Source organism: Vibrio sp. KMM 9700 (assembly GCF_058545285.1).
On record NZ_CM178589.1, the window covers coordinates 633,368 to 648,605 of the forward strand.

Consider the following 15,238-nt stretch of genomic DNA (forward strand, 5'->3'; position numbering starts at 1 on the left):
TTTTGCATTAAAACCTTGCATAAGGTCTAATAAAAAATTAGTGAAACTTCCAATTTCTCACGTATAAGAATAATTATTCAACAAATTAAAGTCCATAATATCTTAAAATGTGGACTAAATTCAGCAGGATGAGAATGTTAATGGCAAGTGTAGGCAATAAATATATTCTTGCAAATAATATAATCTTTGATCCGCATAATCACTCATTGTTAGATCAGGCGGATAATCATAATTTAACCCGCTTAGGTAGTAACGAGAGTCAAATTTTGCGGATTTTAATTGAATCATCTCCAGACATCGTGACGCGCGAGGATTTGCATCAGCTTGTCTGGCGAGATCAAGGTGTGCAAGTGGATGACTCTAGCCTGACACAATCCATTTCTACATTGAGAAAACAGCTCAAAGACTCAACACGCTCACCGGTTTACATCAAAACAGTGCCAAAACGTGGCTATCAATTTATAGCGCCTTTTGAGACTAACGTCCCCTATTCTACGCCTCTGGCGGCAGAAAATATGACTCAAAATCCTCATGTGAGTGCTGAGGAAATAAGTCAATCACACTCGATAGTGACAGAAAATGGCCTCCCAACGGCTCATTTGGTTCAAGTTTCAAAACCAACACCTTGGTGGGCAAAATTGGTGTGGATTTTAGCTTTCTTGATGCCCTTTTTAATTTTTAATATCTCGGCGCCAAAAACGAATCATTTTACAAAAATAGGTGTGACTCAAAAAATCCCTATGTTTGCGACCCCAGCAAGTACTATTGAGCTTGAGCCATGGCTTGCCTTAGTTAACAATTGTGTCGGTCGATATGTTGAGGAGCATCCTGAACAAAAACCAAGTTATGTTGTAGTCAGCGGCGGGCAAAATGAATCCGTAGCAATCAACTATATTTTTCAATCCAAAGAGGCTGATTTAAATCATACTCAAGTGATCTATACCAAAGATCCGCATTCAAAAATCAACCCAAGCTGCACATAGAGATTTAAATGAAAAAAATACTTCCTATTATTGCGTTAGTGTTAAGCATCAGCCTAAGTTTCTTATATCAAACCAGTGACACAAAGATTAACCACATGCTTAAATCGCGTGAATGGCAATCCAATGTGGTTTCGGATGTAGATGCTTGGAATGAAGGCTTGAAGCACTTGCTACGTGTTGAAATCCGTTCAACGTGGAAGTTTTTAAATACAAATACTTACTTAAAAGGCTCGAATCTTACGCTTTTTTATAAGCATGGCCACCAACCTGTGCAGCTGCATATTTTAGAAAATGGGACTTGGAAGCTCAGTGATTCATATCTACTTTTAACGCCTAATGAGTTTAAAGATGTGACGGTAAACTTAGATAAATCAGCCTCACCAGAGGTCATTCAATTGGTTAAAGATATTTATCGCAGCACCTCACAGCAAAGTCGAAGAGTCGATGTGGTAAATAAAAATACAATTATTATCACAAGCTTAGGGCAATCTTCGACTGTCTTGTACTCGATTCCAAATGATCCTGCATCTTAACCAAGTTCTGCTCGAAACATTCTCTCTTTGGTATTGAGATCGCAGATTTCAAATACCCCATCCTTATAAACACCATAGCTTGGTGCATAATCTTCTCGGGCAATAGTTGTCGAACCTGGGTTGAATACGAATATCCCATTCACCCAACTCGCTTGTGGGATATGCGTATGGCCATGACATAAAACATCCCCAGTGAAAATCGGCGCAAGACTCGCCCCAGCTGAAAGTTTATCTTTATTGGCTTGATATTTATGCCCATGAGTTAAAAAGAAACGCTTTAATCCACCTTTATGTTCAAGCATGAGCCAAACGTAATCAGCCATCATTGGAAATTCGCAGAGCATTTGATCCACTTCACTATCACAGTTACCTCGTATTGCAATAATTTGATGTTTAAATTGATTCAATGCTGTTGCAACATCAGCTGGCGCGTAGCCTTTAGGGACAGGATTTCTTGGGCCATGATTAAGTAAATCACCGAGCAAGATGAGCTGATCCGCACCACTTTGGGCAAATAGTTCAAGTACTTTTGTGGTCGCATCAAGGCAACCATGTAAATCAGATGCAAAAAAAAGTTTGCTCATTTGTATTCCTCACTTGGTTTTTTTATTTCTCCAAGTACTATATTTAAAAGATATTTTTCACATTTGGAGGGGTCATGCATATTCTCATTACTGGCGGCACGGGTTTTATCGGCAAAAACTTGATCAAGCATCTTACCGAACACCAATTAACCCTGCTCACCCGAGATATCAAAAAAGCTAAACAGACGCTCCAACATGCTCGCTTTTTAAATATGAATTATATCCAATCTTTAGATGAATTAGATGATTTAAATCATATAGATGTTGTGATAAATCTTGCAGGAGAACCGATTGCAGATAAAGCATGGACCAAAGCGCGTAAGCAAAGCATTTGCCAAAGCCGCTGGCAAACCACCCAAAAAATCAGCCAATTAATCCTAGACAGTGACACTCCTCCACATACTTTTATAAGTGGCTCGGCGATTGGTTTTTATGGTGACCAAGGGGAAACTATTGTCGATGAATCGTTTGCGATAGACTCGCCACAAGGCTTTCCACATCAAGTCTGCAAGCAATGGGAAGAGCATGCTTTAGCCGCGGCGAGTAAAACCCGCGTGTGCATTTTACGCACAGGGATCGTCTTAGGTGCTGGCGGTGGAATGCTGCAAAAGATTTGGCTGCCATTTAAATTGGGATTAGGCGGAAAAATTGGTCATGGTCAGCAATATATGCCGTGGATTCATATTCAAGACATGATACTTGGGATTTGCCATCTGATTAAAATGGAGCAAGTGCAAGGGATTTTTAACTTTTGCTCGCCTCACCCTGTTACCAACCAAGAATTTAGCCAAACATTTGCCAAAGCGCTCAATAAACCCGCTATCTTGCCGGTTCCTAGTCCAATGTTAAGAATTGTTATGGGGGAATCAAGTTGCTTAATACTTGATAGCATTAACGCCAAACCCGCGCATTTAACTGCAACAGGTTTTGATTTTACCTTTCCACACCTTGCCCCTGCTTTGCGCCAAGTATTGCGTTATCATCATGATTTCGTTAAATAAGGTTAATTATTGACGATTACTTGCACAAATGTCATAAAAACGTCATTCAGATTAAGGATAATTAATTTGTTTTTATTTTGTCATTAAATGAGTGGTTATGACTTTTAATCAATTGAATTGGCTCTGTATTGCCATTACCTTGTTACTTTTTATTAGTTTTTCTTGAATTTTGATACTGAAGGCCGCATCTAATAGAGACATGACTTTTATTATCAAAAGGATTTCAGATGCAAGCTGAATTTATCTACGAATTATCCGAACAAAACTTTCGTCAAACCATTGAAAGTTCACAGCAAACTCCTGTTCTTGTTCATTTATGGGCGCCGCAAATTCCAGAAAGTAGCGCGCTTGTTGAGCCTTTAAAGCAGCTTGCGAATCAATATCAGGGCGCCTTCCAACTTGCCTTATTAAACTGTGAAATTGAGCAAACAATTGCCTCGCAGTTTGGCGTTCAAAGTTTACCGACTGTTGTATTGCTTAGCCAAGGACAAGCCCTAGATGGCTTAGCGGGGCCACAGTTAAGCGATCCAAATCAAGCCATGACAGATATTGCTCAAATGCTAGCGAAACATCTGCCAAGCCAAGAAGAAATGCAATTAAAGCAGGCGCAAGCGCATATCCAAGCGCAAGAGTTCACTCAAGCCTTAGCTATTATTAGCGCGCTGCCAGAGCAATACCTACAAGTGCCTGAAGTTCAACTTTTACATGCACAATGCTTGGTTGAAACCGCGCAATTTGAACAAGCTAAAACCATGCTCGAAGCCTTGCCGACCCAATATAAAGACTCTGACTATCAAAGCTTGATGGCAAAAATTGAGCTGCATGAGCAAGCGGCAAATAGCCCTGAAATTCAAAATTTAGAAGATAAAGTTCAAGGGAATCCAACTGACTTCGAAGCGATTTGTGAATTAGCGACCGCTTATCATCAAGCTAACCGTGATGACGATGCGTTGGCATTATTAATGGCGGTTTTATTGAAAGATATGAATGCTGGTGATGGGAAAGTCAAAGCGGAGATGATGACGATATTGTCAGCGCTTGGGCAAAATCACCCTGTAGCTAAACAATATCGCCGTAAGTTATATGCAATGCTTTACTAATTAAACGTTTAAGATCTCAATCAGCGCAGCTTCATCTTTAATTTCAATCCCCAGCTCTTGGGCTTTAGTGAGTTTAGAGCCAGCTGCGCTACCTGCAAACAAGATATCCGTCTTTTTCGAGACACTGCCTGTCACTTTTGCACCAAGGGCTTGCAACTGTGCTTTGGCTTCATTACGATTGAGCTGACTAAAAGATCCTGTGATCACCACAGTTAAACCTGCAACTTCTGAATCTTCAGCCACTTGAGGCTCACTCACCTCATCCCAAGTGATCCCTTGTTCAATTAAGCTTTTAATCACCTCAACGTTTTGCGCTTGCGCAAAGAAAGCAGTTATATGCTCAGCCACGACATTGCCAATATCAGGCACTTCGATCAATTGTTCAATATTTGCTGCTTGAATCGCTTCAAGTGATTTAAAGTGCAGCACTAAGTTATTGGCTGTTGCTTCGCCTACTTCTCTTATTCCTAATGCATAAATGAAGCGTGCTAGTGTTGTTTGTTTAGAGGCTTGCAAAGCGTTAATTAGCTTTTGCGCAGATTTAGGCCCCATACGCTCCAGCATAGTTAACACGCCGGCACTGAGTTTATACAGATCCGCAGGGGTCTGGACTAACTCACGGCTGACAAGCTGTTCAATCACCTTCTCACCCATGCCATCGACATCCATCGCTTTACGCGAAACAAAGTGTTTTAAAGCTTCAGTGCGCTGCGCGCTACAGACTAACCCACCAGAGCAGCGTGTTGCCGCTTCGCCTTCGATACGCTCGACATCAGAGTGACACACAGGGCACTGGGTTGGATACTCAACGGCTTTGGCATCTTGTGGGCGTTTCTCTGCGACGACTGCCACAACTTTAGGGATCACATCCCCTGCGCGGCGGATAATCACAGTATCGCCAATACGAATATCTAAACGTTCAATCTCATCTGCATTATGCAAGGTTGCATTACTGACGGTTACGCCGCCAACATATACAGGATCAAGCTTGGCCACTGGGGTGATCGCCCCTGTTCGTCCAACCTGAAACTCCACATCTTTGAGCACTGTCATTTGCTCTTGGGCGGGGAATTTATACGCAATAGCCCAACGCGGTGCACGTGAGACAAAACCAAGTGACTCTTGCAACGCAATGCTATCGACTTTGATGACGACCCCATCAATCTCATAAGCAAGGCTATCACGACGCTCTAAAATATCTTGATAATAAGCTTTCACTTCTTTGATATTTGCCACGCGCTTAGTTTCTGGGCACATCGGTAAACCGAAAGATTTTAATTTAAGAAAACGCTCATAATGACTGCTTGGCAGTTCACCGCCTTCCACCACGCCAACGCTATACGCATAAAAACTTAATGGGCGCGTCGCCGTCACTTTTGAGTCCAGTTGGCGTAAACTACCAGCCGCTGCATTTCTTGGATTCGCAAACGGCTTAGTGCCATTTTTAAGCGCCGCTTGGTTATATTTTTCAAAACCGTCAAGAAGCATAAAGACTTCCCCACGCACTTCTAAACGTGTAGGAAAGTCACTGCCTTGAAGCTTTAATGGAATCGATTTAATGGTGCGCACATTTTCAGTGATGTTTTCACCCGTTGCGCCATCGCCGCGCGTCGCAGCTTGGACAAGAACCCCATTTTCATAGAGTAAACTCACCGCTAAACCATCGAGTTTAGGCTCACAGCAAAAATCACCAATGTCTTGATTAGCACGTGAATTTAAACGCTGCGCAAAGCCATCTAACTCTGCATCATCAAAAGCGTTATCAAGAGATAACATAGGAATTTCATGTTGCACTTGGGTAAAGCTGTCGAGCGGCATGCCACCGACACGCTTACTTGGCGAGTTATCTAACACATACTCAGGATATTGAGTTTCAAGCTCAATCAATTCTCGCATTAAGCGATCATATTCAGCATCGGGCACAACTGGGTCATCATAGACATAATAACGCACCCCATAATGGTGTAAGGTTTCACTTAACTGATTGATTTTATTTTCAATATCTTTGCTCATGGTTTCTTCTCTTGAATATAAAAAGGCTCCTACATCTAAACATAGGAGCCCTTTCCTTGATATATAAGGTTATTGGGATAATCCAATCATCTTTTATGCTTGATCTTGCTCTTGCTTCTCAAGCTCAACTAAATATTCTTGATAGGCTTTTTGTCGTTTCGTGAAGACTTTAATTTGCTCAAAGTAAGCATCTAAACGGTTTGGCGTCATCATATTACGTTTTTCGTCTTGCAATAGTGCGCCTAAGTCATCCGCAATTTGCTGCGCAGTGCTGAGCATAATCTTAAAGTTTTGTCTCGCATCACCAACACTTGGTAGTTGCATCAATAGATAAATACCTTTGGTTGCGAAATCGCTTGGATTGTCGCGATCAAAAATACCTGGCTGTAAGGTATTGCCGACAACAAAGATCACATCACCACTGCCAGAGCTATCCATATGACGCAGGTAATAACCACGGTTATAATGCAGACCATGACGCTCTAAGCAATCAAATAGCTCTGCGCCACCAAAGAAATCATCTTGGCAATGCACAACATTAAGCACGATATTCTCTGGTTGAGGTTTTTCGACTTCTTGCAGAACAGGCTTTTCAATAACTGGTGCGACGGGCTCTGGTTCTGGCATCGCCTCGATTACAGGCTCAACGAATTGCTCGCTAGCATCAACAGCCGGTTCTTCGCTCGCTTTCGCTGCAAGTTCAGCTTCAACCGCTTCTTGTAATAAAGCTTCTTGAGTCTGCTCTGGTTGCACTTTTTGAACCTGAACGTCTGCATCAACTTCTGGAACAGTGGCGACTTCAGCTTGTGGCTCAGGCGATGCTGCAGGCGCAGAAACAGGTGTAGATGGCTTACGATGAGTCGCCGCTGACGGTGCTTGGAATAGAGGATCGTCATCATCCATGACATCATCATCAATACTAATCGCAGAAAAACCAGGCTCTTTACGCACTTTTGGCGTATTCGGCTTCACTGTTTTTGCTGCGCTAACTGCTTCGCCATTTCCAAACTCAGTCTGGGATGGACGCTTTTTATTGATTGCGGCTGTCTTTTCTTTCTCTCTTACTTGAGCAAATTTTGAATTTTTTTCTTTTTTACTTTGCCACAAGCCATGAATGATAATAAAAAAAACTACCAAACCGCCGACTAACACAAGTACATTTTGCAAATCCTGCATGATCACTCTCAATCTGTGTGTTTAGCTATAACGCTCACGCATTATGTTCCATTATTCAAAGGTAGTCTTTGACATCTATGTAAAGCATACCTAACCATACGTCTACTTTACCAAAAATAAAGTATATACCCAAGTCACTTAGATATAAGATTAAAGCCTTATTTTCAAGTAATAACTGAAACTTTGACAAATTACTAGCGAATCCGTACTCCAAGTGGTGAAAAAGTATCTTTTTGCGCTAAGCTAAGCAGCAAAATTGTTACAACTTACTACTGTATCGGATTAAAAATAATGTAAGATAAACCGCTATTGATGACACCAAAAAGTATTTAAGAAAAAGGAATATGAATGTCCTCCTCTAATTTTAATCCTCAAACTTCAACCCAAGCTATCAACCGAAGCGGCTTTGCTTATTTTTTCTATGGTTTAAAGCTGTGTTTTTCGCCTGGGATCCGACGTTTCGTATTTATCCCTATGCTCCTTAACATTCTGTTATTTGGTGGTGGCTTATATTACCTATACATAAACTTTGAAGATTGGATAAATAAATGGATCCTTTCTTTGCCAGATTATTTAAGCTGGATTGGCGTCGTGATCGAACCTTTACTGGTGCTGACCTTAGTGGCGTTATTTAGTTACTTTTTTAGTACTATCTCTAATATTTTAGCGGCGCCATTTAATGGCTTATTGGCTGAAAAGTTAGAGATCCGCCTTACAGGGCATAGTCCAAATGATGATTCACTCTTTTCAATGCTAAAAGATGTGCCGCGTATATTGGCGCGCGAATGGACCAAATTAAAATATTATATTCCAAAGGCGATTGGGCTTTTCATTCTGCTCTTCATCCCTTTAATTGGTCAAACCCTTGGCCCGATTCTGTGGTTTTTGTTTAGCGCTTGGATGATGGCGATTCAATACTGCGACTATCCTTTTGATAACCATAAAATAAGCTTTGAGGACATGAAGAGCGATCTTCGTCAAGATAAGTTTACTGCCTATAGTTTTGGCAGCTTAGTTGCAATATGCACTATGATCCCACTGCTTAACTTAATTGTGATGCCAGTGGCGGTATGTGGCGCGACTGCGATGTGGGTCGAAAAATATAAAATCAAACACCCACAACACGCTCGAATCGAAGAGCATACGTCTGACTCGTAATAAGCTGAAACACTTAAAATTCATATCCTTGGGGAGAAACTCCTCCCCTTTTTAGTCCCTCTAAGTATCACACATCACAAACATATAACTTATAACAAATAGTTTCTTTCTTATGCTTTGCCTTATTCGTATCCTAGGTAATAATTTAAATCTGCTAGACGACTCATATGCAAGGCATACGATAACTTAAAAGGAATTCCCATGAGCAAAATTTATGAAGACAACTCACAAACAATTGGCAATACACCACTTGTTCGCTTAAACCGTGTCTCAAACGGTAATGTTTTAGCAAAAATTGAAGCCCGTAACCCAAGCTTTAGCGTTAAATGTCGTATTGGCGCAAATATGATTTGGGATGCAGAGAAATCAGGCAAATTAAAACCTGGCGTTGAATTAGTAGAGCCTACAAGTGGTAATACAGGTATCGCACTTGCTTATGTTGCTGCGGCTCGTGGTTACAAACTTACGCTCACTATGCCAGAGTCAATGAGTCTTGAGCGTCGTAAACTACTTAAAGCACTCGGTGCAAACCTTGAGCTAACAGAAGCAGCAAAAGGAATGAAAGGCGCGATTGCTAAAGCCGAAGAAATCGTTGCTAGCAATCCTGAAAAATACCTACTGCTACAGCAATTTGATAACCCAGCTAACCCTGAAATTCACGAACAAACCACTGGCCCTGAAATTTGGGAAGCAACTGATGGTGATATCGACGTATTTGTTGCCGGTGTCGGCACAGGTGGAACCATCACAGGTGTCTCACGTTATCTGAAGAATACGAAAGGCAAAGCAATCACCAGTGTTGCCGTTGAACCGGCTGAATCACCAGTGATCGCACAAGCCCTTGCAGGCGAAGAAATTCAACCTGCGCCACACAAAATCCAAGGTATTGGTGCAGGTTTTATCCCTGGAAACCTAGATTTAACTCTTTTGGATAAGGTTGTAAGCGTCACTTCAGATGAAGCAATTGAAATGGCACGTCGCCTAATGGAAGAGGAAGGAATCTTAGCTGGTATCTCTTCTGGCGCTGCAATCGTAGCTGCTAACAAAATCTCGGAACTACCTGAATTTAAAGATAAAAAAATCGTAGCTATCCTACCAAGTTCGGGTGAACGTTACCTCAGCACAGCGCTCTTTTCTGGCATTTTCACAGAGAAAGAAAACCAGCAATAAACTGGTTTAAATCAATTTTTATAAGAAAAAAGCTCCTAATTGGGGCTTTTTTGTTGATTCGCGCTCAGCCTTTGGTAATATTCATGTGTTTTATTTTCGTCTATAAAATAATAAACCGGTCAAAAATAAAACAACTGTCTTATTTTGCTTAAAAAATAAGCATTACTTATAATGAGAACTGTGTCACCTTACTTTCCTCGAAAGTATAAGGAGGCAGGGATTAAATTTAAAAAAATTGGGGTAATCCAACATGTACGAAAAACAAGTAGAAATCACTGCAGAAAACGGCCTACACACTCGTCCAGCAGCACAATTTGTTAAAGAAGCAAAAGCATTTGATGCAGACATCACTGTAACTTCTAACGGCAAAAGCGCTAGCGCGAAAAGCCTTTTCAAACTGCAAACTCTAGGTCTTGTAAAAGGCACTGTTGTAACAATTTCTGCTGAAGGCGCTCAAGCGCAAGAAGCGGTTGATCACCTAGTTGCACTAATGGACGAACTACACTAATCCAGATTTTTTGATCATAACAACGATTATTAATCTAAAAAGATTGTGTAACCTACATTTTTTAAATTGAAACAAATTAAGGTAAGGCTATGATTTCTGGAATTCTAGCATCTCCTGGTATTGCTTTTGGTAAAGCACTACTACTTCAAGAAGATGAAATTGTCCTCAACACCACACCTGTTGCAGACGACCAAGTTGAAAACGAAGTAAAACGCTTCTTTGAATCACGCGATAAAGCTTCTGCTCAGCTTGAAAGCATCAAACAAAAAGCACTTGAAACATTTGGCGAAGAAAAAGAAGCTATCTTTGAAGGCCACATCATGTTGCTTGAAGACGAAGAGCTAGAAGAAGAAATTTTAGCCCTAATTAAAAATGACAAAATGTCTGCTGATCTTGCAATCCACACTGTGATTGAAGAACAAGCAACAGCACTTGAGTCATTAGATGATGAATACCTTAAAGAGCGTGCTACTGATATCCGTGATATCGGTAGCCGTTTTGTGAAAAATGCTTTAGGTCTAAACATCATTTCACTCAGCACTATCAATGAAGAAGTTATTTTAGTTGCAAACGACTTAACGCCTTCAGAAACAGCGCAAATCAACCTTGATTATGTGCTAGGTTTTGCATGTGATATAGGTGGTCGTACGTCACACACTTCTATCATGGCGCGTTCATTAGAGCTGCCTGCTATCGTGGGTACAAACGACATCACCAAACAAGTTAAATCTGGTGATACATTGATTCTTGATGCAATTAACAACAAGATCATTGTAAACCCAAGCCAAGCCGAGCTTGATGAAGCAAAAGCTATCCGTGATAACTTCATCGCAGAAAAAGAAGAGCTTGCAAAATTAAAAGACCTACCTGCAGTGACAACTGATGACCATCACGTTGAAGTGGTTGGTAACATTGGTACAGTGAAAGACTGTGACGGCATCATCCGCAATGGCGGTGAAGGTGTTGGTCTATACCGTACTGAATTCCTATTTATGGATCGTGATGCCCTACCTACTGAAGAAGAGCAATACCAAGCTTATAAAGAAGTAGCAGAAGCAATGAATGGTCAAGCTGTGATTATCCGTACTATGGATATCGGCGGTGACAAAGACCTACCATACATGGATTTACCAGAAGAAATGAACCCATTCCTTGGCTGGCGTGCAGTTCGTATTAGCCTTGATCGTCGTGAAATTTTACGTGATCAGCTACGTGGTATCCTACGTGCATCTGCACATGGTAAGCTTCGCATCATGTTCCCTATGATTATCTCTGTTGAAGAGATCCGTGAGCTTAAAGCTGCGATTGAGCAGTATAAAGAAGAGCTACGCACAGAAGGTCTTGCGTTTGACGAAAGCATCGAAATCGGTGTGATGGTTGAAACGCCAGCTGCTGCTGCAATTGCTCATCACCTTGCAAAAGAAGTGTCATTCTTTAGTATTGGTACCAACGACTTAACTCAATACACACTTGCAGTAGACCGTGGTAATGAGTTAATCTCTCATCTATACAACCCACTTTCTCCAGCTGTTCTAACTGTGATTAAGCAAGTTATTGATGCTTCGCACAAAGAAGGCAAATGGACTGGTATGTGTGGCGAACTTGCAGGTGATGAACGTGCAACGCTACTTCTACTAGGTATGGGTCTTGATGAGTTTAGTATGAGTGGTATTTCTATCCCTCGCGTGAAGAAAATTATCCGCAGCGCAAGTTTTGCAGCAGTAAAAGAGATGGCTGAAGAAGCACTTTCTCTGCCGACTGCCGCAGAAATTGAAGCTTGTGTAGATAAATTTATCGCACAAAATGCTAATTAAGAATATAATCGCTTAATCCAAAAACGAAAATGAATGCTTAGGAGCACAACATGGGTCTTTTTGACAAAATTAAAAAACTAGTTTCTGATGATAGCGCTGATACAAGTGCAATTGAAATTATCGCTCCACTGTCTGGTGAAATCGTAAACATTGAAGATGTGCCAGATGTGGTTTTTGCTGAGAAAATCGTTGGTGATGGCGTTGCTATCAAACCAAACGGTAATAAAATGGTTGCACCTGTAAACGGTACAATCGGCAAAATCTTTGAAACTAACCATGCATTCTCTATTGAGTCTGACGATGGCATCGAGCTATTTGTTCACTTTGGTATCGACACTGTTGAACTTAAAGGTGAAGGCTTTACGCGTATCGCTGAAGAAGGTCAAACTGTTCAAGCTGGTGACACTATCATCGAGTTTGATCTAGAATTCCTACAAGAGAAAGCAAAATCGACTCTTACTCCTGTTGTTATCTCTAACATGGACGAAATCAAAGAGCTGAGCAAGCTTTCTGGTAATGTAACTGTTGGTGAAACTCCGGTTTTACGTATCACTAAATAATTGAATTACTTTAATCTAAAGTAAAACAATCATTCAGATACAAAAAAAGCAAGGGCATCTAATGTTCCTTGCTTTTTTATTGCCTGCTGTTTTTATTCTCTAAAATAACAGCGAATAAAAAAGGCAATGCAATCATTCGATCCCATCGCCCTATTATCACATTATGCAATGATTAACTTACTTTCAAACTTGCTAGCATCTCTTGCGAAGGCGTAAAGAAATAAGCACCTGTTACCGCATCGGTAAAGTTTAGCATGATATCTTGATGTTGGTCCCTATGCCCATACATGCTTTCAAGCATTGTTTTGAAGTTATACAAGCGATTACAATAAGCAATAAATACCAAACCATGCTCACCGCTGACTTGGCCATATGGCAAGCTATGACGAACAATCTTCAGCCCTTTGCCATCTTCTTTTAGATCGACACGGCCAACATGCGATTTAGGTGGCACATTGTCTAGCTCTACTGAATCAGGTTTTGTACGCCCAATTACTTTTTCTTGCTGGGCAATGGATAGACGCTCCCAAGCAGCGAGTTTATGCACGTAACGTTGCCACATCATATAGCTACCGCCAGCAAACTCACCTTCTTGAATCAAAGCAACTTGCGCTCTTTCATCACCTTTAGGGTTTTCTGTACCATCTTCAAAACCAGTCATATCACGCGAATCTAAATAGCGGAATGCATCCGACTCATCAAGCATAGTGACATCTTCACGAACCTGATTCATAAAGCTACGTAGAATATAAAAGTGTAGATCAGGGCGTGCTGAATGCATGTGTAGCATCACATCTGCATCTGTTGCAGGCGCTGTCACATTGCCTTTTCCAAGCGGTGTGAAAGTTTCTAATTCTGGTGGCATGTTTTGGTTTAAACGAGACCAAAAATCATGGCTGAAACTAATTGCTAATGTTAACTGGGCACCTTGTTGCTCTTGGTTTAGTTCATCGATCATAGCTGGCAAAGCTTGAAGTTTTTCCAGAACTTGCGCATGATTTTGATGAACCTTAAACACAGCAAACTTAGCAAAGTTATTTGCCTCAGGAACAATTGCAATTTGAGGTTGAGTCATATTTACTTCCCTTTTACTCATTGATTTATATAAACTTTGACCCACTGATACACCATATATAAAATATCGCCACAATGAGTTTAACTATTCTTTTAATTTCTCAAACAAGTTGAGCATTGTGCTTGATACTATCGCTTACCCGCTTTGATCTTACCAAGTATAAAATTAACCAAGATAAGCATACTAAAGTTATTGCATTCAACCAAGAAAAGCCCCAAAAGCTTTGCTTTAAATGCACAATTAATAACCCCAATTGCACGACTGCCATCGCAAGGCTCACTCCTTTTGCCCAAACTATGATTTTATCAATCCAAGGCCGCTCTGGTGAGCGCATAAAAACAAGCCATAAAAAGATAATACTCGGTAAACCTAAGGCCATACCAAGATACAACTCACGCGTTGCAGGATAAAGGGTTTCTAAAATTTTCACGCCTGCATCTCTTGAGGCACAAGAAGCCACAAACACAAGCCAAGCTCGTGCTAATAAAACCCAACCTAAAATAAGCCAAATAGGCGGTTTAAGATAACCACTTTTATCGTAATCTTCAAAATCGTACTTCATTCAGATCTCTTTAAATCAAAGTTATATTGACTTGAAAAACACATTCATCAAGCGCTTCTTAATATACGCCTTATTTAAAATCTATTTGCTTAAAAAGATGTAAGCGCCAAAACCAACCCAGCTGAGCACTAATAGCCCCCACGCCAGTGGCGCTGAACGGTTTGTTTTAGCTTGCGCGAGGTCTGGCTGCGCAGCATTATTTGTTGCAGCGTTTTGTTGCGCTTGCTGCTGCGCTCTTTGCTCACGCTTTTTTTGCTTATCGGCTTCGCGTGCCTTGGCTTTTTGCTGTTTTTTATACAACTCAATACCATGCTCAATGCCTTGGGCAATCAGCTTCGTTTGCTCCTTGGTTTGGCCGGGCTTTTGCGTCGCACGCGCTACTTTCATCGCAGCAGCTTGTGTCTCGGGTGAAGTTTTTACTTTATTCATCAGGCGAGCCATCTTAATCTTTTAATAATAAAACCAATTATACCAAATCGACATAAGATATTTTGCTCTATTTACCAAAAAATACTTTGAATTTTAACACGCTTTGTTAGGATTAATCGCATAAGAGTAAAAAAGGAACCTTTATGAGTATTCAGCTATACGGTATCAACAACTGTGACACAGTGAAAAAAGCAAAGAAGTTTTTAGATTCACATTCAATTGCTTATGAATTTATTGATTATAAAAAGCAGCCACCATCAGCTGAGCTTGTGCAAAGCTTTTTCGACACTTTTGGTGCTGAAGTTTTAAATAAACGCAGCACAACTTACAGACAACTAAGTGATGAAGATAAGCAAGCCTTAGCTGACGACGCAAGCCTTGAGGTCGCTAAAAACCTTCTTCTTCAACACAATTCAATGATTAAACGCCCAATTTTAATCTCAGATCCAATTTCTTTGGTTGGATTTAATGAAGCGCAATATCAAGCACTTTGCGATTAAATAAAGTTATTTAAGTTAAAACAATCAAAAATGGCTGCGGTTTCGAACATATCAAGAACATAGCGCCATTTA

At 40.7% G+C, this 15,238-nt stretch carries 16 protein-coding genes; 10 read left to right on the plus strand and 6 right to left on the minus strand.

Annotated elements, in window-relative coordinates; translation table 11 throughout:
• Positions 1 to 107 precede the first annotated feature (107 nt).
• A complete protein-coding gene (locus AC2VOY_RS02815) occupies positions 108 to 983 on the plus strand; it encodes a winged helix-turn-helix domain-containing protein (RefSeq protein WP_491832125.1) in 876 nt (291 codons plus the stop codon).
• A gap of 8 nt (positions 984 to 991) precedes the next feature.
• A complete protein-coding gene (locus AC2VOY_RS02820; protein ID WP_491832126.1) occupies positions 992 to 1,516 on the plus strand; it encodes a regulatory protein ToxS in 525 nt (174 codons plus the stop codon).
• Here the strand turns inward: AC2VOY_RS02820 and yfcE are convergent.
• Positions 1,513 to 2,100: a phosphodiesterase gene (gene yfcE, locus AC2VOY_RS02825; RefSeq protein WP_491832127.1), complete on the minus strand. Its 588-nt coding sequence runs from the start codon at positions 2,098 to 2,100 to the stop codon at positions 1,513 to 1,515. The two genes, AC2VOY_RS02820 and yfcE, sit on opposite strands and share 4 nt — an antisense overlap.
• A gap of 74 nt (positions 2,101 to 2,174) precedes the next feature.
• Here yfcE and AC2VOY_RS02830 point away from each other — a divergent pair, with 74 nt between their 5' ends.
• Positions 2,175 to 3,101 carry a TIGR01777 family oxidoreductase gene (locus AC2VOY_RS02830; protein WP_491832128.1) on the plus strand — a complete coding sequence of 309 codons (927 nt, stop codon included), beginning with the start codon at positions 2,175 to 2,177 and terminating at the stop codon, positions 3,099 to 3,101.
• A 227-nt stretch (positions 3,102 to 3,328) separates the two neighbouring features.
• Complete coding sequence (locus AC2VOY_RS02835; RefSeq protein ID WP_491832129.1) at positions 3,329 to 4,201, plus strand: tetratricopeptide repeat protein; 873 nt, start codon at positions 3,329 to 3,331, stop codon at positions 4,199 to 4,201.
• Here AC2VOY_RS02835 and ligA read toward each other — a convergent pair whose 3' ends face one another.
• Positions 4,202 to 6,214 (minus strand): NAD-dependent DNA ligase LigA, encoded by a 2,013-nt coding sequence (gene ligA, locus AC2VOY_RS02840; RefSeq protein WP_491832130.1) that lies wholly within the window; start codon positions 6,212 to 6,214, stop codon positions 4,202 to 4,204.
• A gap of 93 nt (positions 6,215 to 6,307) precedes the next feature.
• Complete coding sequence (zipA, locus tag AC2VOY_RS02845; RefSeq protein ID WP_491832131.1) at positions 6,308 to 7,390, minus strand: cell division protein ZipA; 1,083 nt, start codon at positions 7,388 to 7,390, stop codon at positions 6,308 to 6,310.
• A 348-nt stretch (positions 7,391 to 7,738) separates the two neighbouring features.
• On the opposite strand from zipA, the gene cysZ reads away from it, so the two are divergent.
• The 5 genes from cysZ (at position 7,739) to crr (ending at position 12,600) form a co-directional block, all read left to right on the plus strand.
• Positions 7,739 to 8,548 (plus strand): sulfate transporter CysZ, encoded by an 810-nt coding sequence (cysZ, locus tag AC2VOY_RS02850; RefSeq protein WP_491832132.1) that lies wholly within the window; start codon positions 7,739 to 7,741, stop codon positions 8,546 to 8,548.
• Positions 8,549 to 8,749: 201 nt separating this feature from the next.
• Positions 8,750 to 9,718: a cysteine synthase A gene (gene cysK / locus AC2VOY_RS02855; protein WP_491832133.1), complete on the plus strand. Its 969-nt coding sequence runs from the start codon at positions 8,750 to 8,752 to the stop codon at positions 9,716 to 9,718.
• A gap of 250 nt (positions 9,719 to 9,968) precedes the next feature.
• Positions 9,969 to 10,226: an HPr family phosphocarrier protein gene (locus tag AC2VOY_RS02860; protein ID WP_491832134.1), complete on the plus strand. Its 258-nt coding sequence runs from the start codon at positions 9,969 to 9,971 to the stop codon at positions 10,224 to 10,226.
• An 89-nt stretch (positions 10,227 to 10,315) separates the two neighbouring features.
• On the plus strand, positions 10,316 to 12,040 hold the full coding sequence (ptsI, locus tag AC2VOY_RS02865) for a phosphoenolpyruvate-protein phosphotransferase PtsI (protein ID WP_491832135.1): 1,725 nt from the start codon (positions 10,316 to 10,318) through the stop codon (positions 12,038 to 12,040).
• 50 nt (positions 12,041 to 12,090) lie between these two features.
• Positions 12,091 to 12,600, plus strand: coding sequence for a PTS glucose transporter subunit IIA (crr, locus tag AC2VOY_RS02870; protein ID WP_491832136.1), 510 nt, complete (start codon positions 12,091 to 12,093; stop codon positions 12,598 to 12,600).
• Between the two features lie 172 nt (positions 12,601 to 12,772).
• On the opposite strand, the gene AC2VOY_RS02875 is transcribed toward crr, so the two are convergent.
• The 3 genes from AC2VOY_RS02875 to AC2VOY_RS02885 all read right to left on the minus strand — a co-directional run bounded on the left by AC2VOY_RS02875 (position 12,773) and on the right by AC2VOY_RS02885 (position 14,666).
• Positions 12,773 to 13,675 carry a Dyp-type peroxidase gene (locus AC2VOY_RS02875; RefSeq protein WP_491832137.1) on the minus strand — a complete coding sequence of 301 codons (903 nt, stop codon included), beginning with the start codon at positions 13,673 to 13,675 and terminating at the stop codon, positions 12,773 to 12,775.
• A 100-nt stretch (positions 13,676 to 13,775) separates the two neighbouring features.
• Entirely contained in the window at positions 13,776 to 14,237 is a 462-nt protein-coding gene (locus AC2VOY_RS02880) for a DUF2919 domain-containing protein (RefSeq protein WP_491832138.1), read from the minus strand.
• 81 nt (positions 14,238 to 14,318) lie between these two features.
• Complete coding sequence (locus tag AC2VOY_RS02885; protein ID WP_491832139.1) at positions 14,319 to 14,666, minus strand: DUF2956 domain-containing protein; 348 nt, start codon at positions 14,664 to 14,666, stop codon at positions 14,319 to 14,321.
• A 143-nt stretch (positions 14,667 to 14,809) separates the two neighbouring features.
• Here AC2VOY_RS02885 and AC2VOY_RS02890 point away from each other — a divergent pair, with 143 nt between their 5' ends.
• On the plus strand, positions 14,810 to 15,166 hold the full coding sequence (locus tag AC2VOY_RS02890; protein ID WP_491832140.1) for a Spx/MgsR family RNA polymerase-binding regulatory protein: 357 nt from the start codon (positions 14,810 to 14,812) through the stop codon (positions 15,164 to 15,166).
• Positions 15,167 to 15,238: the final 72 nt, after the last annotated feature.